Annotated in this window: 19 protein-coding genes and 2 pseudogenes; 17 read left to right on the top strand and 4 right to left on the bottom strand. The window is 67.2% G+C overall.

The window, feature by feature from the left end:
- The first annotated feature begins 3 nt into the window (after positions 1-3).
- Positions 4-2394 carry a UvrD-helicase domain-containing protein gene (locus GA0115234_RS23275; RefSeq protein ID WP_237541647.1) on the top strand — a complete coding sequence of 797 codons (2391 nt, stop codon included), beginning with the start codon at positions 4-6 and terminating at the stop codon, positions 2392-2394.
- Between the two features lie 155 nt (positions 2395-2549).
- Here GA0115234_RS23275 and GA0115234_RS23270 read toward each other — a convergent pair whose 3' ends face one another.
- A complete protein-coding gene (locus GA0115234_RS23270) occupies positions 2550-2879 on the bottom strand; it encodes a hypothetical protein (protein WP_093544883.1) in 330 nt (109 codons plus the stop codon).
- A 51-nt stretch (positions 2880-2930) separates the two neighbouring features.
- Complete coding sequence (locus GA0115234_RS23265) at positions 2931-3173, bottom strand: hypothetical protein (RefSeq protein WP_093544880.1); 243 nt, start codon at positions 3171-3173, stop codon at positions 2931-2933.
- Positions 3174-3489: 316 nt separating this feature from the next.
- On the opposite strand from GA0115234_RS23265, the pseudogene GA0115234_RS43620 reads away from it, so the two are divergent.
- The 14 genes and pseudogenes from GA0115234_RS43620 to GA0115234_RS23200 form a co-directional block, all read left to right on the top strand.
- Positions 3490-3666, top strand: a pseudogene (locus GA0115234_RS43620) (Scr1 family TA system antitoxin-like transcriptional regulator); the annotation flags it as partial.
- A gap of 102 nt (positions 3667-3768) precedes the next feature.
- Positions 3769-4347: an AAA family ATPase gene (locus GA0115234_RS43615; RefSeq protein ID WP_256088786.1), complete on the top strand. Its 579-nt coding sequence runs from the start codon at positions 3769-3771 to the stop codon at positions 4345-4347.
- A 253-nt stretch (positions 4348-4600) separates the two neighbouring features.
- Positions 4601-5800, top strand: coding sequence for a tyrosine-type recombinase/integrase (locus GA0115234_RS23255; RefSeq protein ID WP_161275647.1), 1200 nt, complete (start codon positions 4601-4603; stop codon positions 5798-5800).
- A gap of 83 nt (positions 5801-5883) precedes the next feature.
- Positions 5884-7005, top strand: a pseudogene (locus tag GA0115234_RS23250) (IS630 family transposase).
- A gap of 42 nt (positions 7006-7047) precedes the next feature.
- Complete coding sequence (locus GA0115234_RS23245; RefSeq protein ID WP_093544871.1) at positions 7048-7830, top strand: class I SAM-dependent methyltransferase; 783 nt, start codon at positions 7048-7050, stop codon at positions 7828-7830.
- Between the two features lie 52 nt (positions 7831-7882).
- The gene (locus GA0115234_RS23240) at positions 7883-8947 is read left to right on the top strand and encodes a hypothetical protein (protein ID WP_141718459.1); all 1065 of its coding nucleotides are present in this window, start codon (positions 7883-7885) and stop codon (positions 8945-8947) included.
- Positions 8847-10007 (top strand): site-specific integrase, encoded by a 1161-nt coding sequence (locus tag GA0115234_RS23235; RefSeq protein WP_093544865.1) that lies wholly within the window; start codon positions 8847-8849, stop codon positions 10005-10007. Before GA0115234_RS23240 ends, GA0115234_RS23235 begins: the two co-directional genes overlap by 101 nt.
- 65 nt (positions 10008-10072) lie before the next feature.
- On the top strand, positions 10073-11194 hold the full coding sequence (locus tag GA0115234_RS23230) for a tyrosine-type recombinase/integrase (protein ID WP_093544862.1): 1122 nt from the start codon (positions 10073-10075) through the stop codon (positions 11192-11194).
- Positions 11194-11535, top strand: coding sequence for a helix-turn-helix domain-containing protein (locus GA0115234_RS23225; protein WP_176729247.1), 342 nt, complete (start codon positions 11194-11196; stop codon positions 11533-11535). Before GA0115234_RS23230 ends, GA0115234_RS23225 begins: the two co-directional genes overlap by 1 nt.
- The gene (locus tag GA0115234_RS23220; RefSeq protein ID WP_256088784.1) at positions 11532-14018 is read left to right on the top strand and encodes a site-specific integrase; all 2487 of its coding nucleotides are present in this window, start codon (positions 11532-11534) and stop codon (positions 14016-14018) included. Before GA0115234_RS23225 ends, GA0115234_RS23220 begins: the two co-directional genes overlap by 4 nt.
- 52 nt (positions 14019-14070) lie before the next feature.
- Positions 14071-14640: an SMI1/KNR4 family protein gene (locus tag GA0115234_RS23215; RefSeq protein ID WP_093544856.1), complete on the top strand. Its 570-nt coding sequence runs from the start codon at positions 14071-14073 to the stop codon at positions 14638-14640.
- A 151-nt stretch (positions 14641-14791) separates the two neighbouring features.
- Positions 14792-15691: an NAD(+) diphosphatase gene (gene nudC / locus GA0115234_RS23210; protein WP_093544853.1), complete on the top strand. Its 900-nt coding sequence runs from the start codon at positions 14792-14794 to the stop codon at positions 15689-15691.
- 242 nt (positions 15692-15933) lie between these two features.
- Entirely contained in the window at positions 15934-16632 is a 699-nt protein-coding gene (locus tag GA0115234_RS23205) for a hypothetical protein (protein ID WP_202554071.1), read from the top strand.
- Positions 16629-17090: a hypothetical protein gene (locus GA0115234_RS23200; protein WP_093544850.1), complete on the top strand. Its 462-nt coding sequence runs from the start codon at positions 16629-16631 to the stop codon at positions 17088-17090. Before GA0115234_RS23205 ends, GA0115234_RS23200 begins: the two co-directional genes overlap by 4 nt.
- Positions 17091-17102: 12 nt before the next feature.
- Here GA0115234_RS23200 and GA0115234_RS23195 read toward each other — a convergent pair whose 3' ends face one another.
- On the bottom strand, positions 17103-17378 hold the full coding sequence (locus tag GA0115234_RS23195) for a hypothetical protein (protein WP_202554070.1): 276 nt from the start codon (positions 17376-17378) through the stop codon (positions 17103-17105).
- 931 nt (positions 17379-18309) lie between these two features.
- Between GA0115234_RS23195 and GA0115234_RS43610 the strand changes: the two genes are divergently transcribed.
- Entirely contained in the window at positions 18310-18900 is a 591-nt protein-coding gene (locus GA0115234_RS43610; protein WP_237541646.1) for a hypothetical protein, read from the top strand.
- Positions 18897-19424 (top strand): DUF6262 family protein, encoded by a 528-nt coding sequence (locus tag GA0115234_RS23185; RefSeq protein WP_256088783.1) that lies wholly within the window; start codon positions 18897-18899, stop codon positions 19422-19424. Before GA0115234_RS43610 ends, GA0115234_RS23185 begins: the two co-directional genes overlap by 4 nt.
- Before the next feature lie 206 nt (positions 19425-19630).
- On the opposite strand, the gene GA0115234_RS23180 is transcribed toward GA0115234_RS23185, so the two are convergent.
- A complete protein-coding gene (locus tag GA0115234_RS23180; protein WP_141718458.1) occupies positions 19631-20722 on the bottom strand; it encodes a hypothetical protein in 1092 nt (363 codons plus the stop codon).
- Between the last annotated feature and the right edge of the window lie 68 nt (positions 20723-20790).

Below are 20790 nucleotides of genomic sequence, written 5' to 3'. Positions count from 1 at the left end.
GCCATGGAGCCGACGAAGGAGCAGCAGGCTGCCCGTGAGGTGTTCGCCTCCGGCCGGGATCTGGCCCTGGTCGCCGGAGCGGGGACGGGCAAGACGTCCACGCTGATCCTGATGGGCGCCGCGACCCGCAAACGCGGGCTCTACGTGGCGTTCAACCGGGCGATCGCCGATGACGCCCGCGGGCGGTTCGGGCCGAATGTGGAGTGCCGTACCGCGCACTCCCTGGCCTTCAGGGCTGTCGGCCACCACTACCGTGAGCGTCTGGATGCCTCGGCGAGGATCCCCGCCAAGCACACCGCCCGCCTGCTCGGCATCACCCGCGACGTTGACGTCAACTCCCGCCAGATCAAGATCACTCACGCCGCGCGTCTGGTGATGGGCATGGTCCGCAAGTTCTGCTACACCACCGACCGGCAGGTCATGGCCCGCCACATGGAGCCGGTCAACGGCCTCGACGGCCCTGGCCAGGACTATCTCGCCCGCACCCTGCTGCCCTACGCGCATCGTGCGTGGGAGGACATCTGCTCGCCCGAGGGCCGGCTGCGGTTCGAGCACGACCACTACATGAAACTGTGGGCGATGACCCTCCCGCAGCTCGGGGCGGACTTCGTCCTCCTGGACGAGGCCCAGGACACCAACCCGGTACTGGAGGAGGTCTTCCTCGCCCAGGACGCGCAGCGGGTGTGTGTCGGGGATCCGGCCCAGCAGATCTATGGCTGGCGTAACGCGCGCGATGTGATGACCGGATTCCCGGCCGAGCAGCTGCGCCTGACCCAGTCCTTCCGCTTCGGCCCGGCCATCGCCGAGGTGGCCAACCGGTGGCTGGGACACGCCGAGTCGGAGATGCATCTGACCGGCCACGGCCCCGGCTCCCGCGTGGGCGAGGTGGCGCAGCCCGAGGCGGTGCTGTGCCGGGGCAACGTGGACGCGATGAGCGAAGTCCTGTCCTACCTGGAACTCGGCATCCCGGTGGCACTGACCGGCGGGGGCAGCGCGCTGCAGCGCATCGCCAAGGCCGCACTTGAGCTCAAAGCGGGCCAGCGCACCAGCCACCCGGAGCTGTTCTTGTTCTCCTCCTGGGGCGAGGTACAGGAGTACGCCGAGCAGGACAAGGCCGGCCAGGACCTCAAAGCGATCGTGCAGCTGGTCGATACCTACGGCCCCGACCAGATCATCGCCGCGGTGGACCGCCTCTCCCCGGAGGAGAAGGCTCAGGTCACCGTCTCCACCGCGCACAAGGCCAAGGGACGGGAGTGGCCGTCGGTACGCATCGGCAAGGGCTTCATGGCCCCGTCGGTGGACGACCTGGGCCTACAGCGCACGCTGCATGCGAGCGAGGCCCGCCTGATCTACGTCGCGGTCACCCGCGCCCGCCATCTGCTGGACACCGAGGGCATCGCCTGGATCGACGAGTACGAAAAGACCATGGCCGGCGCCGGCCGGGACGGCACGGTGGCCGGGCGACCGATGATCGAGCTGAGCCTGACCGGGCAGCTGAAGTACGACTCCTCACCGATCTCACAGTTCATGGCCGCCCACCTGCCCTACAGTCAGAACCTGGTGGGCGACTACCAGGCACGTATCGTCCGCCTCCCGCACCCGGCACAGCCGATCGACGTCCAGTACCCGAACTGGTCGGCCCTCGGGCACGCCATCGACTACCGCCTCCGCCTCAGCCTCGGAGGGCAGCTCGGACCGGCCCCTGTCGCCGGCGTCATGCTCCTTGACGAGACCGGACCGCTGCGCAGCGCACCGGCCCGTGGGGCCCGCAAGGCCCTGCACACCGCAGGCCGGGAGCTGCTGGCCACCATCGACGCCTACCTCGCCGACCCCGGCAGCCTGGACGAGAACGCACTCATCCGGCTGTGCTTCGTCGCGGGCTTCTTCGAGGACATCGCCCGCACCGGTGAGATTCGCCGCTTCAGCTTGCTCAACTCTGCCACCCCCGCCACGACCCTGGATGACCTCACCGCAGTGGTCCCCGAGTACGTTGTGACCGACATCGACCATCAGATGCGGCTCGCCGACGGACCGTTCGCCGCCTTCCGGGCTCTACCGCAAAAGGCCCGCGTGTGCGGTCCGGTCTTCGCCGGCAGCGGCGACATCGGCGGCGCCGACGCCGACTACATCCTCGGCGGCCTCCTGCTGGACTGCAAAGCCACCAAGGACCCCCGCCGCCTGGGCCGCGAGGAGATCTACCAGCTCGCCGGATACCTCCTGCTCGACTACGACAACGAGTTCGGCATCGACCAAGCGGGCCTGTACCTCTCCCGCCAGGGCGGACTGATCACCTGGGATGCCGCCGACTTCCTGCGGCGGCTCGGCGCGAGCGCCCCTCTGCCGCAACTGCGCGCACAACTGCGCCGGCACCTGCACGGGGCAACCCTCCGCTGAAAGCCACAGCCGGCGACAGCCTGGGACCGGCTGAAATGCTGACCGGAGGCCGCCGCTCAGTCCGTAAACCGTCGTTCAGCCGAGCGCAGTGAGCACGGCGGGCCCGGCCTCCCCAGGCCGGGCCCGCCAGCCAAGCGTTGCGGTGGAGGGTCTGGTCAGGACCCAACGATATGTGCCCGAGTCCGTTTCCGGTCAGTCGGCGTGGGCGGGCCGATATGCAAAGACCAGTCGCCGGTGTATTCGTCCAAGTCGATCCGCAGGGGCTCCAAGGCGTCGGCGTCGTGGACGTCGGCCCGGATGATCCGACCGGTGCCCAAGTGCAGTGAAACCCGCAGCTGGCGGCCTATCCGGTTAGGCACCCCCAGCCCCGTGAGCGGCAGCGACACCATCGAGCTGGCCTTGAGTACGAACGGCAGCTCTATACGCTGAGTGTCGCTTCCAAATTCCACCGGCGCCCCGAAGTGGATTGAGGGGTTGAACAGCATCTGCGTACGCCGCGCCCTTCTCCACCCCAGACGCCTCATGGCCCGCAGCCGTCACAGCGCCCGCTTCAGTCGGTGGCCGGGGATGTCGCGCCAGACCGAGTAACCGACGATCGCCACGTCCAGGCGGCCGACGTTCGACACGTCGGTGCGCACCCACCACCGGCCTTCGTGCTTGAGCCGGGTGGAGAAGACTTCCACCCGGCCGCCAGTGAGGTGGTGGCTCCATATCTGCCAGCCCAGGCCGCCGGCTCCGGTGAGGGCACCGAAGACCGCCAGCGCATTCGTCCAATTCATGATCGGAGCGTAGGAACCCTCACCACAGCCGTCCGGTGATCGGCCCGGATCAGGCCCGATCTCAGCGGAATCTGTCCACAGACAGATCGGCTAGCGTCGGTGTCCGCCGTAACTGTCCTTCGCGCGGCACCCGTTGCGCCCCCGTACACCCGCACCCGGGCCGTCTGGGCGGTCAGCCAGTTCCAGGTGTGTTCGGCGGCTTCGCCGTAGACGGGGATGGTGGACTCGTCGGACTGGGTGCTGGTGCGGATCACGACGGCGGGTGCGAGGTGGAGGTCGCCGATGCGGTCGAGGGTACCGGGTCGCCCCCCGCCACAGCTTCGCCACCGCCCTCATGGAGCAGATCACCCGCTTCCAGGGCACTCCCAACGACGTCGCCGAAGCGGTCGCCGCCCGCATCGCCCGCTCCCGCTTCCTTTACGAGGGCGGCCACCGCTACGTCGTCCTCATGGAGGAATCCGTCCTGCGATACCGCACCGCCGCCCCCATCGCGGCCGGCTTGGGCCCAGCGTTCGGTGTCCGCCCGCATCGTGCTGACCACGGCGACCAGAATCGTCATGGAGGAAAACAGCGTGGCGTCGAGATACTGACCTCTGTGAGTAGCTTCGCGTTTGTGGTCGTCTCAGGTCTACCGGGCAGCGGGAAGAGCACCCTGGCACGGAGTCTGGCCAGGCGTCTCAGCCTTCCGGTGATCGACAAGGATGTGATCCTGGAGTCCCTCTACGACTCGCTCGGAGTCGGTGACCATGCCTGGCGAAGCAGGCTGAGCAGAGCGAGCGACGACATCATGTTCGCCTTGGCAGCGGACGCCGGCCGGGCTGTGCTCGACAACTGGTGGCATCACGACACCGCTCCCGGTCGGCTCCGGAGCCTCGCTGGCCTCTTGATCGAAGTCCATTGCGACTGCGACGTCGCCCTCGCTGCCGAGCGTTTTCAGGCCCGCACCCGACACGCGGGCCACCTCGATCCGCAACTCAATCCCCAGCAGATCGCCGAGCGCGTGGCCGCCGTACGTGCCACTTACCCGGGCCCACTCAACTTGGGCGGTCCATTGCTGACCGTCGACACCAGCCGCCCCGCCGACGTTGCGGAGATCGCTGAGAAGATTGCGCACACCCTCGGCAACGTGCAGCGGCGGACACAGCCCCAACCACGGCGGCGTCCTGCTTCCTGACGCTCTGCGCTGGCTGTGGCGACTCAGCGCGGGTTGATCGATACCTGCTCATGCAATCTGGCGCCGACTGCGAAGGCTCACTGACAGCTGAGAGCAGCTCACACTGTCGAGACCAGTTGGAGGCCCGGAACCCGCGGGCTACTCTGCCGCCAAGAGCCCAGCCACCCTCCGGTTCCAGGGATTTTCCCTCCAGGAATCCACGAACCCGTCGGCTTGCTCGGTGGTGTAAGCAACCATCGGGAGGAACTCTCAAGTGACGGAAACAGTCCGAACTCTGCTCATCACGGGCCGCATCGACCCGCCTCGCGTTGGGGCCGTCGTGGTTACTGGCCAGCACGACATCCCCTACGCTCTCGCCGACCACAGCGGCGCATCCATCGACGCCGTTGCGGATTGGGTGCGCGACCTGGTGCTCGGTGACGTGAGCACTCGGACCGCACGGGCCTACTGCTATGCGCTCCTGACCTGGTTCAGGGTCCTTTGGGCCCTGAATGTGCCCTGGACGTTGGCGACTGAGAACGATGTAGCCGTGCTCGTGGGCTGGCTCCGCGCGGCCCGCAATCCGCAGCGCGTGCGACGTCACCCGGAATCCGCACCGGCCGGCTCGGTCAACATGCGGACGGGTAAGCGCGTGCTGCCAGCGGGCTACAGCGCGTCGACGATCAACATCACGCTTGCCGCGACGCGGGGGTTCTACGAGTATCACGCTCATTTCGGGGTCGGGCCGGTCGTCAACCCGGTTCCGGAGTCGCATCGCCAGGCGGTGGCAAATCGCCACCGCTCCCCGGATGACCCCCAGGTCATCGTCCGGCGCTCCCGCCTGCGCCAGAAGGCTTCCAAGAAGTCGCCTCGCTCGATTCCGGACGGGCAGTGGGACGAGCTGTTCGACGCTATGGGCTGTGATCGCGACAAGGCTCTGCTGGCTTGCTACGTCAGTTCCGGCGCCCGCGCCACCGAGCTGCTCGGCTTGCGGGAGTCATGTGTTGACTGGGCCGGACAGCGCATCCGCATCCTTTCGAAGGGTGGCGAGATGCGGACGGCGCCCCTCTCGCCAGAGGCGATGTTGCTGTTGGCGCGCTACGCCGCGCAACGCGGTCCCATCGGGCCCGAGGACATCGTGTGGCGAGCCCGTCGTGGAACGGACCGGCCGCTGACCTACGCGGCGATGCGCCGAGTCCTTCAGCGCGCAGGCACAACGCTGGGCACCAACTGGACACTGCACGACCTCCGGCACACCGCAGCAGTGCGGATGGCTGGTGACCCGGCGCTGACCTTGACGGACGTGCAGACGATCCTCGGGCACCGCGACATCAGGACGACGACGCAGTACACCGTGCCGCGGGTGGAGGAGATGTTCGACCGCTTGCAGTCTTTCTACTCCAGGCCCCGGGTCACCTCGTCACTGCCCGCCGGTTACGACCCTCGCGACGTGAAGGCGGTGTTCGGTGACTAGTGCTCTGACCACGTAGGTTCGCCGGGTTGGGTGTCCGAGCGGTGAGATGAGCGGTGACGTCCGATCTGACCGCTGGGGGCGTGGTGGCTGAGCCTGTCCGTGTGCGCAGGTTGACTGACCAGGAGGGGCAGAAGCTGCAGCAGATCGTGCGCCGGGGCAGCACCAGTGCGGTGCGTTACCGGCGCGCGATGATGTTGCTGGCCTCGGCTGGCGGGAACCGGGTGCCGGTGATCGCGAAGTTGGTGCAGGCCGACGAGGACACGGTCCGGGACGTGATCCACCGGTTCAACGAGGTCGGTCTGGCCTGCTTGGACCCTCGGTGGGCGGGAGGCCGTCCCCGCCTTCTCAGTCCTGACGACGAGGACTTCGTCGTCCGGACGGCCACCACCCGACCGACCAAGCTCGGGCAGCCTTTCACCCGCTGGTCCATCCGCAAACTCGCCGCCTACCTGCGCCTCGTACACGGCCGTGTGATCCGGATCGGCCGCGAGGCGTTACGGTGCCTGCTCGCCCGCCGCGGCGTCACCTTCCAGCGCACCAAGACCTGGAAGGAATCCCCCGACCCCGAGCGCGACGCCAAGCTCGACCGGATCGAGCACGTGCTGGAGCACTTCCCGGACCGCGTGTTCGCGTTCGACGAGTTCGGCCCGCTCGGCATCAGGCCCACCGCCGGGTCGTGCTGAGCCGAACAGGGTCGGCCCGAGCGGCATCCCGCGACCTACCACCGTACTCACGGGGTGCGCTACTTCCACGGTTGCTACTCGGTCGGCGACGACACGCTCTGGGGCGTCAACCGGCGCAAGAAGGGGGCCGCGAACACCCTGACTGCGCTGAGGTCAATCCGGGCGGCCCGGCCAGACGGCGCCCCGATCTACGTCATCCTGGACAATCTGTCCGCCCACAAGGGCGAGACCATCCGGCGCTGGGCAAAGAAGAACCGGGTCGAGCTGTGCTTCACCCCGACCTACGCGTCCTGGGCCAACCCGATCGAGGCCCACTTCGGACCGCTGCGGCAGTTCACCATCGCTAACTCCAACTATCGCAACCACACCGCGCAGACCCGAGCCCTTCACGCCTACCTCCGCTGGCGCAACGCGAACGCCCGCCACCCCGACGTGCTGGCCGCCCAACGCCGCGAACGCGCCCGTATCCGCAGCGAGAAGGGCATCCGCTGGGGCGGCCGAAGTCAGGCAGCCGCTGCCTGAACTGCCCGCACTCCCCGGCGACCACGCACTACGGTGGGATACATGTCCGAGCTCTCCGTGCGGGATTTCTACGACGATTTGGCCCACGACTACCACCTGATGTTCCGGGACTGGGACGCAAGCATGGCCTACCAGGCCGAGGTATTGGGCGGGCTCGTTCGCCAATCTCTCGGCGCGGGACCACACACCGTCCTGGACTGCTCGTGCGGGATCGGCACCCAGGCCATCGGGCTGGCCCGGGCCGGGCACCAAGTCGTCGGCAGCGACGTGAGCCCGGTCGCCGCCGCGCGCGCCGCCGCCGAGGCGACGGCCCGGGGCAGCCGGCTTCCGGCAGCTGCGGCTGACATGCGCCAACTGCCTTTCAGGGAGACGTCATTCGACGTCGTCCTCTGCGCGGACAACTCGCTCACGCACCTACTCTCCGGGCAAGATCTCCGGACGGCACTCCTCGGCATGAGACGAGTACTCCGAGACGACGGACTGCTGGTGATCACCGTCCGGTCCTATAACGAGACGCGCCAGACCAGACCCACGTCGACACCTCCCCAGGTCTCGCAAACACGCGACGGCCAAGCGATCACCTTCCAGCTGTGGCACTGGCACGAAGACGGCGAACGCTACGACCTGGAGCACTTCCAGCTCATCCCCGCAAAGAACACCTGGCAGGTCCGAGTCCGCCGGACCACCCACTGGGCGCTGACGCCCCCGCAGCTGACAGAGTTCGTGACTGAAGCCGGCTTCACCAAAATCGCCTGGCACAGTCCGGCCTCCAGCGGGTACTACCAGCCCGTGCTCACCGCACAGCGCGCTCCCTCAGCGCAGTAGCCCAGATATCGGCTCCGCCCTGCCTAACTTTCCGATCACCCATGGCAAACCGGTGAACGTTGCCGGTCGCAGCACTAGGTCTCTGTCCGCGACGACCAGCCGTACACGGCGAACGCCCCTGGCCGACGGCGAAGCTGGAGGCAAGTTCACGCGGAACGCCGGCTCGGTCGAGGGGCGTCCCGCCGAGCCGAACCTGCCCAACCCGCTGGGCGACCTGAGCCGCGCGTCCATCGAGGCGCTGGTTGACGTGGTGGGCGAGTACGCGCGCGAGGAATCCTCGGGCAACCGCTCGAAGATGCGGAACTCCATCAGGCTGATCGGGGAGTTCCTCTCCGCGTTCCCGGGCGAGACGTGGAACGAGCGCTGGCTCGCGACCGGCCTGGACGACGAATCGACCGCGAACACCATCTCCGACTACGCGCAGGACCAGCCGGGGGGCGGAACCCTCACCCAGGGGGTGACGTTCCTGATCGCCTTCCGGGCGGTCCAGCCGTCGCTGGCCGCGATCAGAAGGACCATGCTGCAGAACTTCGCGCAGGTCTTCCTCCGCTGCCAGCAGGACCCTCTCCTGGAACTGTTCTGCCGCGGCATCGCCGAGACGGGATACAGCGGAAGAACACGCCAACGCGCCTACGAGGACCTGGCGTCGGTGCTGGTCAGCCAGCAGATTCCGGCAGCCGATCTCACACCGGAGGCCCTGCTGCACTACGCCTGGGAATGGCGGCGCCTCAGCCCGAACGAGTATGAGGGTGGCCTCTATGGCGGCAAGGTCTTGTGGGAGGTGTTGTGCGTCGTCGGGCACTTCCCCGCCATGACTCCGAACTCGGTGATCCGGGCGATGAACGGCCACCACCGCGACGTGGGCGAAGTGGTACGCAGACAAAATCTCGGTAACAAGACGGTCGAGAAACTCCTGGTCGACTACATGCACGTCCGGGTCGCCGACGGCATGGACTTCTCCTCAGCCAAGAAGTCTGGCACGCCGACTGGCCGGCACGTTCTGGAAACAGATCGAAGTGATCAACCCCGCCCAGCCCGACCTGCATCTCAGCGCCGAGACGTTCCAGGAGTGGCTACGGCGGACCTCGGTCAAAGCCGACGGGACACCACGCCGTGACCTCGACAATCTCATCCTCTCGGTCAAGGCGTTCTACCTGGACCTGTCCGCCTGGGCCGTGGCCGAGCCGGAACGCTGGGGAATGTGGGCGGCTCCTAACCCCGTTCCGCATACCCTCACCCGCGGCTACGGTGCGCGAGCCAGGAAGCGCACCGAACTGGTACACGCCCGGGTCCGGACGCTCCAGCCTCTCCTTGCTGTACTTGTCGAGCACGTTGACGCGGATCTGGTCTCCGCCCGAAAGCTGCTGACAAGAGTGAAGGAGGTGCAGCCGGGTGAGGAGTTCACGTGCGACGGCCGCCGTTACCGCCGGCCCTGGACTCGTCACGACCAGCAGCACACCCTCTGGGACGGAGAGGCACCACTGCGCTGCCACGACGCTGAGACCGGCGAGGCGGTCAACGCGGGATTGCGAGAAGACGAGGCGTTCTGGACCTGGGCCATCGTCCATGTCCTTCGCCTCACCGGGGTCAGGATCGAGGAGCTCATGGAACTCACCCACCTGAGCATCCGCCAGTATCAGCGGCCGAACGGCGAGCTGATCGGGCTGCTGGTCGTAGCCCCGTCGAAGAACGACCGGGAGCGCGTCATCCCGATGTCCGCCGAGCTCTTCCACGCGATCGCCGAGATCCTTCGGCGGCTGACGGCCAACGGCAAACCCGTCCGCGTTCTGCGCCGCTGGGACGGCCACGAGAAGATCATGAGCGAGCCCCTGCCGTTCCTGTTCCAGCGCTCGATGAACCACGCCAGCGGCTGCATCAGCGCAACCGTCGTGAACAAACTCCTCAAGAAGGCGTGCAAGACCCTCGAAGCCTCCGACCACCGCTTCCACGACGTTCACTTCACAGCCCACGACTTCCGCAGACTGTTCGCCACCGACCTCGTCAACAACGGAGTGCCCATCCACATCGGCGCCGCACTGCTCGGGCACCTGAACATCCAGACCACACGCGGCTACGTGAAGGCTCGGGAATTGCATCAGACGGGCGCGAAGTCGCAGGTCACCTGTTCACGGCGACGGCCTGACGGACCCCAACGCTACTACGAACTGGCCTTCTGAACAGGCAGTTTGCCAGGCACATCCCGTCTGATGCAAGATCTGCCCTCCAGAAGGGATGGTCTGGAGTGGCGCAAGAACGGAAGGTGGCCCTGGCTGGGGCGGCTCATCTGGAGCTGGTCTCGGGGGTGATCCAGCTGTGTCCGGAGGACGCGATGGTCGACGCGATGCTGCGCGGCTGGCGGGCCCAGCAGATGTCCCGGGGCCTGAAGGAAGACACGATCGCCGGGCGGGAGCGGCTGATTCGCCGCTTCCAGGAGTTCACCAACGAGTACCCGTGGTCGTGGTTGCCGGGCCACATGGACGAGTGGTCGGCCTCGCTGACGGGTGAGCGGCACCTGGCGCCGTCCACGATCCGCAGCTACCAGGGCGACGTGCGGCAGTTCACCGAGTTCCTCATCGACGGCCGCTACGGCTGGGCGGTCGCCTGCGAGGACGCCTTCGGTACCCACCCGGTGGCGATCTGCCACGAGTGGAACACCATCGCCCACCTCAACGACTACGAGGGCGACCCGGAGGCCCGGCCGTTCACCCGCGAGGAGCTCCAGCGGTTCCTCGACTACGCCGACGACCAGGTCGATCGGGCGGTGCGGTCCAAGCGCAAGGGCGCCCTCGCCGCCTACCGGGACGCCACCTTGTTCAAGGTCATCTACGGCTGGGGACTGCGGCGCACGGAAACCTCGAAGCTGGATCTGGCCGACTTCGGCCGCAATCCGAAAGCCCGTCAGTTCGGACGGTACGGCACGCTGAACGTGCGTTACGGCAAGGCGAAGAAGGGGCAGCCGCCGCGGCGCCGGAACGTGCTGTCGGTCATGGACTGGGCGGTGGACGCCGTCCAGGACTACGTGGAGAACGTCCGCCCGCAGTTCGGCTGCGAGGACCACCCAGCGCTGTGGGTGACCGAGCGGGGCGGGCGGGTCAAGCCGTCGGAGATCAACGCCCGGTTCGTCGCCTACCGCGCGGCGCTCAAGCTCCCCGAGGCATTGGTCGTCCACTCGCTGAGACATTCCTACGTCACGCATCTGACTGAGGATGGGGTGGATCGGCGGTTCATCCAGGAGCAGGTCGGTCACGAGTGCGATAGCTCCACCGCCATCTACACCCACGTCAGCGACGACTTCATGAACACTGCTCTGAGCAAGGCACTGAACCCGGCGTTCGACGAGGCGCCGACCAGGAAGGACCGATGATGGCCGCCAAGCTCGACTACCGCTGGCACCTGCGTCACCTGATGGCGGACCGCGGAATGTTCTCCACCACGGACCTGCTGCCGCCGCTGGCCGAACGCGGCATCACCCTGTCCTCCAGCCAGGTCTACCGGCTCGTCGTCGAACGCCCCGAGCGGCTCAGTCTGAAGATCCTCATGGCCCTGCTGGACATCCTGGACTGCACGATGGACGACCTGATCGAACCCGTTGCCGCAGCCAGCGCCGCGCAGAGGCCGAAGAAGGCGGCCGCGGGCGGAACGACGGCCGAGGGCATCGGCGGCCTGCGGCCCAAGCGGGCACGGATCGCACCGGTGGACCGGTGAACGGGCTCTCGGAAGAGGTGCTGGCCGACCCGGTCGGCCTGGTCGTGCGCCTGGTCGGCAACGTCGAACGGCACCTGGAAGCCGACCGCATCCGCGAGATCGTCTGCACGGTCATGCGCGAGCGGGCTGGTCGCCGGCGCCTCGCCCAGGCCCTGCACGAGGATCCGTCACTGCTGCGGACCGGACGACCTCCGGCACCGTTCTGCGTCGCACGACTGCTGATGGCCCTTCACGAAGCCGGCGCACAGGACATCGCCCTTCCCCGCTGCGGTGAGTGCGGCCGCGCACGCCCCTACGTCGGCAGCCGCAGCGGCGGCCGATGGGGCTGCTCGCCCTGCTTCGACAAGGCCGCCGACTGCGCGGGCTGCCACCAGCAGCGGCGCGTCGTCAGCCGCGACCGCCACGGCAACCCCCGGTGCGCGAAATGCCCCGATACGGACGGCGATCCATTCGCCATGCTCGCCGGCCTCATCACCACGGTCGATCCCACGCTCGACGCGGGCGCCGTTCAAGCAGCGCTCGACCGCGCCACCGTCCGAAAGGCCGGCCAGCGCCGCCTGGCCTGGGCGATCACCGCCCAACCCGACCTGCTGACCGGTGCTGGCTACGACGCCCCAACCCCCGCCGTCCTACGGTTCATCGACGCACTCGTCCAGGCCGGAGCCACCAGGGTCGTCAATCCGGCCTGCTACCGCTGCCATGAGGTCAAGTCCCTGTCGAAGGTGCTCGACGGCAAACGGGTCTGCCGCAACTGCTTCGCCCGCAACGCGGCTGTGCCCTGCACCCGCTGCGGCTCCGTCCGCGAGCCCGCTGCCCGCGACGCCGAGGGGCGGCCGCTGTGTCCCAACTGCCTGGTCAGTGACCCCGTCAACCTGGAGGAATGCCGCGACTGCGGGCGCCGCCAGAAGGTCGCCGCTCGGCTTCCCGACGGACCACGTTGCGCCAACTGCCGGCCCAGGACCGCCGCCCAGTGCGGCATCTGCGGACGGACAGGAGTCTGTGAGATCTCCCGTGCCACGGGCGAACCCTGGTGCAACCGGTGCCAGTTGCGGTGGGCGCCCTGCAGTGGCTGTGGAGCCGTCGACCACGTCCGCAGCGGCACGTGGGATGCACCCCTGTGCGCGAAGTGCACCAACCCGGACCCGGACTACTGGGGCCGCTGCCCCGTCTGCCGCACCACCTGGCAGCTCAGCACCCGTCCCTGCCAGCGATGCGCGCTCGACCGGCAAGTACGCGACCTCCTGGCCGGCAACACGGGCACGATCCGGCAGGACCTCGTCCCTCTCTACAAGGCACTGTCCGGAGCCGAACGCCCCACAAGCACCATGTTCTGGCTATCGGGCTCGAAGGTCGGCGGCCTGCTCCGGCAGATAGGCCGTGACGAACGGCCCGTCACCCACGACACGCTCGACGAGTTGCCCGCGAGCAAGGTCCTCGCACATCTCCGCAGCGTCCTGGTCGCCACCGGCGCCTTGCCGCCTCGCGACGAGCGGCTGGTCGCCCTGCACCAGTGGATCACCTCGGCGCTCCAAGCACGCACCGATCTCACCGAGCGCCGGATCCTGCACGGCTACGCGGTCTGGCACCACCTACGTCGACTCCGGCGACGCCTCGGCCAGGAGCACACCACGCACCTGCAGGCGCTGAACGTACGCTGCCACGTCACCGCAGCAGCGAACTTCCTCGACTGGCTGTCCGACAGCGCTCTCACGCTGGGCACGTGCACCCAGGTTGACCTGGAGCGATGGATTGCCGACCCCAAGGCCACCTACCGGGACGAGACCAGCCACTTCGTCCGGTGGTCCGTCCAGCACCGGCATGCCAAGGGACTCACCTACGGCACCGTGCGCTGGACAGGACCCTGCGGGACGATCGACAGCGAGAAGCGCTGGGCCGACGCCAGGCGCCTCCTGCACGACGACACGCTGGCGACCTCGGATCGAGTCGCCGGCCTGCTGCTGGTCCTCTATGCCCAGCAGATCGCCACCATCAGCCGCCTGACGGTCGACGACGTCCACCTCGACAACGACAAGGTCGGGATCACGTTCGGCACCTCACCTGTCGTCCTCCCCGAACCGCTGGCCGGCCTGGTGCGCGACCTCATCGCCACCCGGCGCGGCAAGGCCAGGATCGGCGCCCCCGACGACGCGCCGTGGCTATTCCCCGGCGGCCGTCCCGGACAGCCCATCGGTGACGACCGGCTCGGCCTCCGCCTCCAGAAGATCGGCCTCCAGCCGCGCCAGGACCGCTCCACCGCCCTGTTCACCCTCGCCACCGAGGTCCCCGCCGCCATCCTTGCCCGGATGCTGGGCGTCCACATCCAGGTCGCCGTCCAGTGGCAGAAGGCATCGGCCGGCGACTGGGCCGCCTACGCCGCCGAGGTCAGCCGCCGTGCCCCCACTCCGGCGGGCGAAGCCCAGACCAACGAGGTTCCCGATGGCCAGCACCCAAGAACAACAATCCCTCCGGGGCTAACGACGTGAAGAGCCACGTTGATCTTGCCGCGATTCCTACACCGAACGAGAGGTGCAACCCATGACCGACCATCTGTCTGCCGTCTTCACGATGCTTGGGCCGGGAGGCCGACGCTTCGCCGATCCCGAAAGCTGGGCGCGTCTTGAGTCGGAGGTCGGCACAGAACTCCCCAGCGACTACAAGGAGTTCATCGACGAGTACGCGCCGATCACGGTCAACAGCCACCTCTATTTCAAGCACCCAGCGACCACACGTTGGAACCTTCTCAAGGACATCCGGGAGACCGAGCAAGCCTTCCGCGATGCCGACTGGGACGGCCTTCCGCACCCGGAGACCGGTGCTGGCGGAGTTCTGATTCCTGCCTTGTCGACCGACTTCGGCTTCCACGTCTTCCTCAGCCGCAGCCCACGGACGCCCGACTGGAGCGTGGTGGTACACGACCGGGACGAAGGCGGGTACTGGGAGCATGCCATGAGCTTCGCCGAGTGGCTCTACCGGCACCTCATTGGCGAGGAAGTCATCCATCCCAATGGAACGCATTTCTACCCCGGTCCGGTCAATCTCGAACACCTGCCCATGAGTCCGGACGATCGCCCCGTTCCCTGGCACGGACCTGACCGCGGGATGTGACGGTGGTTATCTAGTGTTGTCAAGCCATCGAGCCAGTTCATCCCAGATCTGATCCGGTAAGGCATGCTAGGCAAGTTCTAGCTGCGGAGGGTGTCGGCGGACGTATCCGCTAGTGTCGAGGACAGGCAGACACTGTGATCCAGGAGGAGCGGTGTACTACAGCGGGTTGGGGCTCGACCGTGTCGTTGATCGGCGGGGAGACTCGGACTGGATCGAGGCACTGCTGACCAGGGCCAGTACCCAGGTCATTCCCCTGTGGCAGGACCAGTGCCTGGTGCGAAACAAAACGCCGTTGCGGCTGCCCTTGGCCCAGGCGAGGGACATCCTCGTCGCGGCCGGCGACCGGGTGCTGCTCGGCCTCGAAGGCGAGAGGGCGGTGTTCGCGGCTGATGTGTCCGGGCTCGAACGGGAGAGCGCCGTCGAGCTGGCCGGCGCGGACAGGATGCTGGACGTGCGGGCGATGGTTCCCACCATCACGCCGGACGAAGCGGGTCTGCTGGCGTACGCGCGGGGAATTCTGCACTGGAACCGCAATCAGCGGTTTTGTGGCGCCTGCGGGGGCCCGGCCCGGTCCTGCAATGGTGGCCACCTGCGGACCTGCCAGAACTGTGGGAAGCTGCTGTTCCCGCGGATCGAACCGGCCGTGATCGTGCTAGTCGAACTTCCGGGCACGCCCCGGCGCTGCCTGCTCGGCCGCCATGCGGCATCCGGCCCGAACCGCTTCAGCACCCTAGCCGGGTTCGTCGAGATCGGCGAGAGCTTCGAGGACACGGTGCGCCGCGAGGTGCGGGAGGAAGCCGGCGTCACCGTGGGTGCGGTGACCTACCAGGGTTCCCAGGGGTGGCCGTTCCCGGCCGGGGTGATGATCGGGTTTCGCGCCGAGGCCCTTTCCGACGCGATCGATGTGGACAACGTGGAAGTGGTGGAGGCACGCTGGTTCACGGCCGCGGAACTGCGCGCGCGGCTGGCGGACGCTGCTCTCGGCGGCCCGTACCGGGTCGATTCGATTGGCAAGGCGCTCATCGACCAGTGGCTGGCCGACACAGACTGAACCGATGCGGTGCGAAGACAGATTTTACGCTGCCTCGCTCATCTTCTGCTTCAACTCGGCCACCGCCTGCGTCCGTTATCTGGGGTTGAGTAGCCAAAAGCGCAGCTCAGAGGCCATGGGGCGCTGTAAGGCATGAGGGCAGCCCGCTCGCAGGTTTGGACATCTGTCTGACGAAGAGTCTCGATCGAAACTCTTTGCCGCCCTGGTCAGAGGGCCTGCGCACTCGCCGACTGAGCTGCGGAGTGAAAACCGCAGCGACGGGGACCAGCGTACAACCGCATGCCTTACAACCCTTACGGCTTACAGCAACCCACGATAACCTCGGGGCCGAGGCATTCGGAGAGTTCCAATACCCGACTCCACCATTATCGCGCCCCGGCGGCGCGCAGGCCGAGCTTCTCGCCGAGGTCAACAAGCACGAAGCCGACCGGAACCTGGAGTTGATCCTGGCCGAGTTCCAAAACTACCAGCAGGGCGTTCTGCCGACCGGGCCCGGCGCCCGCAGCCTCACCGAGTTCTTCGCCAGCGTCGACGAGAAGCTTGAACCCTCGACGGCGCCCGCGCCGAAGACCCAGCGCAGTGACCGCGACATCCTCAACCTGCTGACCAAGCGCGCCAAGACCCTGCACATCGGCCCGGCGAACTTCTGCTGGTTCACCGACCCCTCCCGGGCACTCTGCCTCAAACTCGCCGGCACCCCCACCGCCGGCCGGCCACTGGTCGGGATGTGTGACTCCGCCCGCTGCCCGCAGGCCACCCACCACCCCTGCCACCGGCCCATCTGGGCCGAGCACGCCGAACGGACAAAGACGTTCCTCGGCAACCTCGGGACCACACGCCGAACCGAACACGCCAGGCTGCAGGCCGACTACGACCGCGCGATGCGCGTCGTCGCCGAGATCGACGCCGCCACAACCAACCCCTTCGAGGATCCGGCATGAGAATCACCGCAGGCCAGCGCGCCGAGAACGAGAACCGCATCCGGGCCGCCGCGGACCGGCTCCTGCGCGGCGAGATCCCGCCCGGCGGCCGATGCGACATCAAAACCCTGGCCAGCGAAGCCGCCGTGGACCGCACCGCCTTCTACGGCACCCGGCCCTATGCCCACCTCCGCGAGGAGTTCGAACGCCGTCTGCGGACCCTGCAGGAGGCTGGGGACATTCCTGACCCGCGCGAAGCGCAGATCGCTCGTCTCAAAGCAGAGGTGACCGTGCTCAGGAGACGACTGGTCGCACTGGACAACGCGAACGTGGAGCTCGGCGAATTCCGCGTCCAGGCACTCGCCCGGCTCGCGGCCCAGCACGAGGAGATCATCCACCTTCGAACCATGGCCGCCCAGGGTGGGTCGGTGACGCGACTGTCCACCGCCCGGACCGCAGTGATCGGCTCGTGCAGCTGATGTCCACTGCGGTCACCGCGCCGGCAGGGCAAGCACCCGAGCGCTTGGATCCGGTGCGTCCGGGTTCCGAATCCGATCAGTGATCAGGAACTCGGGGAGCTCGAACGCCGTCGCGTGTTCGCTCTCAGTCAGCAGGAACACCCCTCCGACCTCGTCCGGCTCCCATCCGTGGACGAGTGCGTATTCAACGACGGCCCGTACGTCTCGGGAGGTCGGATAGGTGCCGTCCGTCGCGCAGGCGCCCCACGGCCCCGGCAGAGCCTTCGACAGCAGGTCCACCTGCAGCACCCGGCCGTTCTTTCCGGAACCCCACACCCGCAAGCGGATGCCCCGGTGACAGTCGCTCCCTCCCTGGACATGGCAGATCCTGGCCGTCCAGGCGCATCCGCGGTCACCGGCACGCAAGGCGCGCAGTCTTGTCTTCACGCCGTCCACCTTCCCTCACCACGTAAGGACACACGATGCAGCCCGTGACTGGGGTGACACCAGCGAATTACCCGCTGGAACCAGCGTCCGCCCATGCCATTGAAGTCACCAGCTACATGCCGTTAAGGTCGGCCGGAACCCTTCGAGGACCAGTCCCCTGGAAGTCTCCATGCCTCGCCGATCACCGGGCGAGATCAGGTCACAACTACCGCCACGCGCCACCCGATCCCGACCTGGAGCTATGCACCGGCGACCTCCCGTCATTCGACGACTCTCGCCCGCCGCGAATCGCCAGATCGCCGACTTCGAACGCGCCCACGGTCTGCACCCCGGTTCCGTCGCCCACGCATTCCGCCGATGGGCATGCACAGGGCGGCGTCCGCGTCGAGACCCGGCGCCCGACTACGGACACGATGACTCGAACTTGCGCAGCGGCTACTACCACGTCAGGACGCTGCTGGAGCGAGCCATTCATTCTCTCCGGCCCCGGGCCCGTCGTGAGCTGCGAAGGGAGCTCCGACCTCTCGACGATCGGGTCATCGCCCGGACGGTCAACGACCCGTTCGCACCGCACGACCTCCCATGGTGGAAACGGCGGATCGAGATCTGATGCCCGAGTGACTCGCGTCACATCAAGGGCCCGGCAATGCAACACACACGACAAGGAACGTGGTGAACATGCCGACGGGATTCCCACTGGTCAATGGCAACACGCGCTCGTCCGCACACAGCCTCTGCGGACACAAGTCACGCATACGCCCAGCGACACGCGGACGCCGGCGTCCATCCTGACGTGCTGCAACGGCTTATGGATCACCGGCAACTCACCACAACTCAACGCTATTACCGTGTTCGGGACGAAAGGCGCCGCGAAGCCGTCGACCGGGTCACCGCAATGCACTTCGACCGACACGGCAACCGAACCTGGCGGGACGTCCATTCGCTCCTCGACTCCGAGCGCGACCGTCGTTCCATCGGCGAGATCAGCGTGCCATACGGCGTCTGCACCGAGCCGAGCAACGTGGCCGCCGGCGGACACGCCTGCCCCATGCGCTTTCGCTGTGTCGGATGCGGCCACTTCCGCACGGATGTCTCCTACCTCCCCGACCTGGAGAACTACCTCTCTGACCTGCTGCGAAGCCGCGAAAAGCTCATCAGCACCTTCGAGGCGGACGAGTGGGCCCGCTCGGAAGCAATGCCCTCGGACGAAGAGATCCGCCGCGTCCGGCGCCTCATCGCTCGAGTCAAGGAAGAACTCGACGACCTGACCCCGGAAGAACAAGCCCAGATCATGCAAGCAGTCCAGATCGTCCGCTCCACCCGCTCCGTGATGCTGGGCATGCCCAGCATCGGCCTGCCTCCCGAAGAACTACGAGGTGCGTGATCACGAGCTCCCCGATGATCGATGGACGGCGGGCCGACTCTGCCCGCCGCCGGGAACGGGTCGTGAAGGCCCTCCACGAGGCGATCAGGAAAGGCGAATCGCTCAGCGTCTCCGCCATCGCACGACAAGCCGGCGTCGACCGCACGTTCTTCTATCGGCACCGCGACTTGCTGGCCCAGATCCACGCCGCAGAAGCCGCACCCGCCGTCGGGCTGGAGAGCGGCACGCAGGTGACTCGGGCGTCATTGCAGGCAGACCTGGCCAACGCGCAGGACCGCAACGTCCGGCTCACCGCCCGCGTCCGGCAGCTCGAAGACCGGCTCTCCGAACTCCTCGGTGACCAAGCCTGGAAGGAATCCGGGCTCGGGGTGACCGCCGACATCGAGGAACTCCAACGCCGAATCACCCACCTGGAGCAGGCCAACGTGGACCTCACTGGTCAGCTCGAAGAACGGCAGGCCGAGCTTGAAGCGGCACGAGCGGCCAACCGTGAACTGACTCGATCCCTAAATCAGCGCGGATGACCGACAACGCGCGAAGGGGCGGCCGACCAAGTCGGCCGCCCCTTCAGAGGGCAGTACGTGACGTGATGCCCGTTTCGGGCTTTCGGGTGGGGCTGTCGGGCTGGTTGCGGTCTGACCGGGCGGCTGGCCTGCAGGGAAGACGGCTTCCGAAGGCCGCACCACCCGCGCAGGCCGGATGACCTGCGTGCGTTGCAGCAAGCGGCAACTTAGCCGGCCTCCCGTTCATTCCAGAGGAAGTCCGAATAGATGGGGGAGGTACGGCGACTCATGAATTCGCCCCCAGGCCCGCCGCACAAGGTCAACCCGTAGGCACGCATTCTTGCGACGACGGTGCTCCGAACGTTCCCCATGAGGCAATAGTGGGGGTCTACCTCCGCCACCCCCATGTCGGCCTCCCGCAACGCGGCCGCATAGTCGATGTTGTGCGCCCATGGGTACGTCATCATGCTGGTGACCGAGACCTCGTCCCCCTCCCTGACGCCCACACTCTGCAATGTTCCAGACCTGTACTCCGTCCCGTTGTGCGTGAGGGAGAAATTGGTGTCGGTGATATAGAGGGCACGGCGCGGGGCGGGCAGTTCACGGAGGAATATCTCACCGACGATGTGTTTTGCCGCGCTCTCAATTTCCATGTCGGCGGGGAGGCTGACCAATACCCGTTCGCCGGTGCTCTTGAAGACCACCACGATGGAAATCGCCTCCGGACGGTCCAGGGCCGCCTGCATGCGGTCCGCCTGAAACTGCCAGGATCGCGCCCATCCACCGCCTTCCGAGCACCCGTCGATCAGCCTGATGAACTGGCCGACCGAACGAACGCTCTGAATGACCAGGCGGGCGTTCACCTCGCCGTCCGGCACGGGTATGTCGATGCCGGACTCGCGAGCCACCCGCGTCAGATCTTCGACCGGCAGCGTTTCCAGGACGTCCGTCAGGTCGGCCATGAATCTGCCGCGTTCAGGGTCGCCCAGGTCATCGGCGGCGGCGCGGACCACGACCAGATGCTCGCGCATCATCGTCAGGTACTTCTGGTGCCAGGACTTGAGGTCCGGCTCTTCAGACGAGCCACCACACTCGTGACATGCCTGAACAAAAGCAGCCACGAACGGCCAATCCGGCTTATGCACGCCCGCCAGTTTCGCTTGGATGGTGGACCTTGGATACGGGACCCCGAGCTCTTTGGTCTTCCGTTCGATGTCCCTGACAGAGGCGCCGAAAGACAACCTCAGCTCTTGAAGGCGCTGACAGAACGACGCCACGGGTTCCGATGTACTGGACGAACTGGCGTTATTGGTCGGCATTCCAGGAACGGTACCCAAGGCCCGGTCCCCGGACCCGTGAAACGGCCGATCGTCCCGAACCCGTCCAG

Source organism: Streptomyces sp. DvalAA-43 (assembly GCF_900091725.1).
GTDB lineage: Bacteria > Actinomycetota > Actinomycetes > Streptomycetales > Streptomycetaceae > Streptomyces > Streptomyces pulveraceus.
This window is presented reverse-complemented; position numbering and strand designations above follow the sequence as displayed.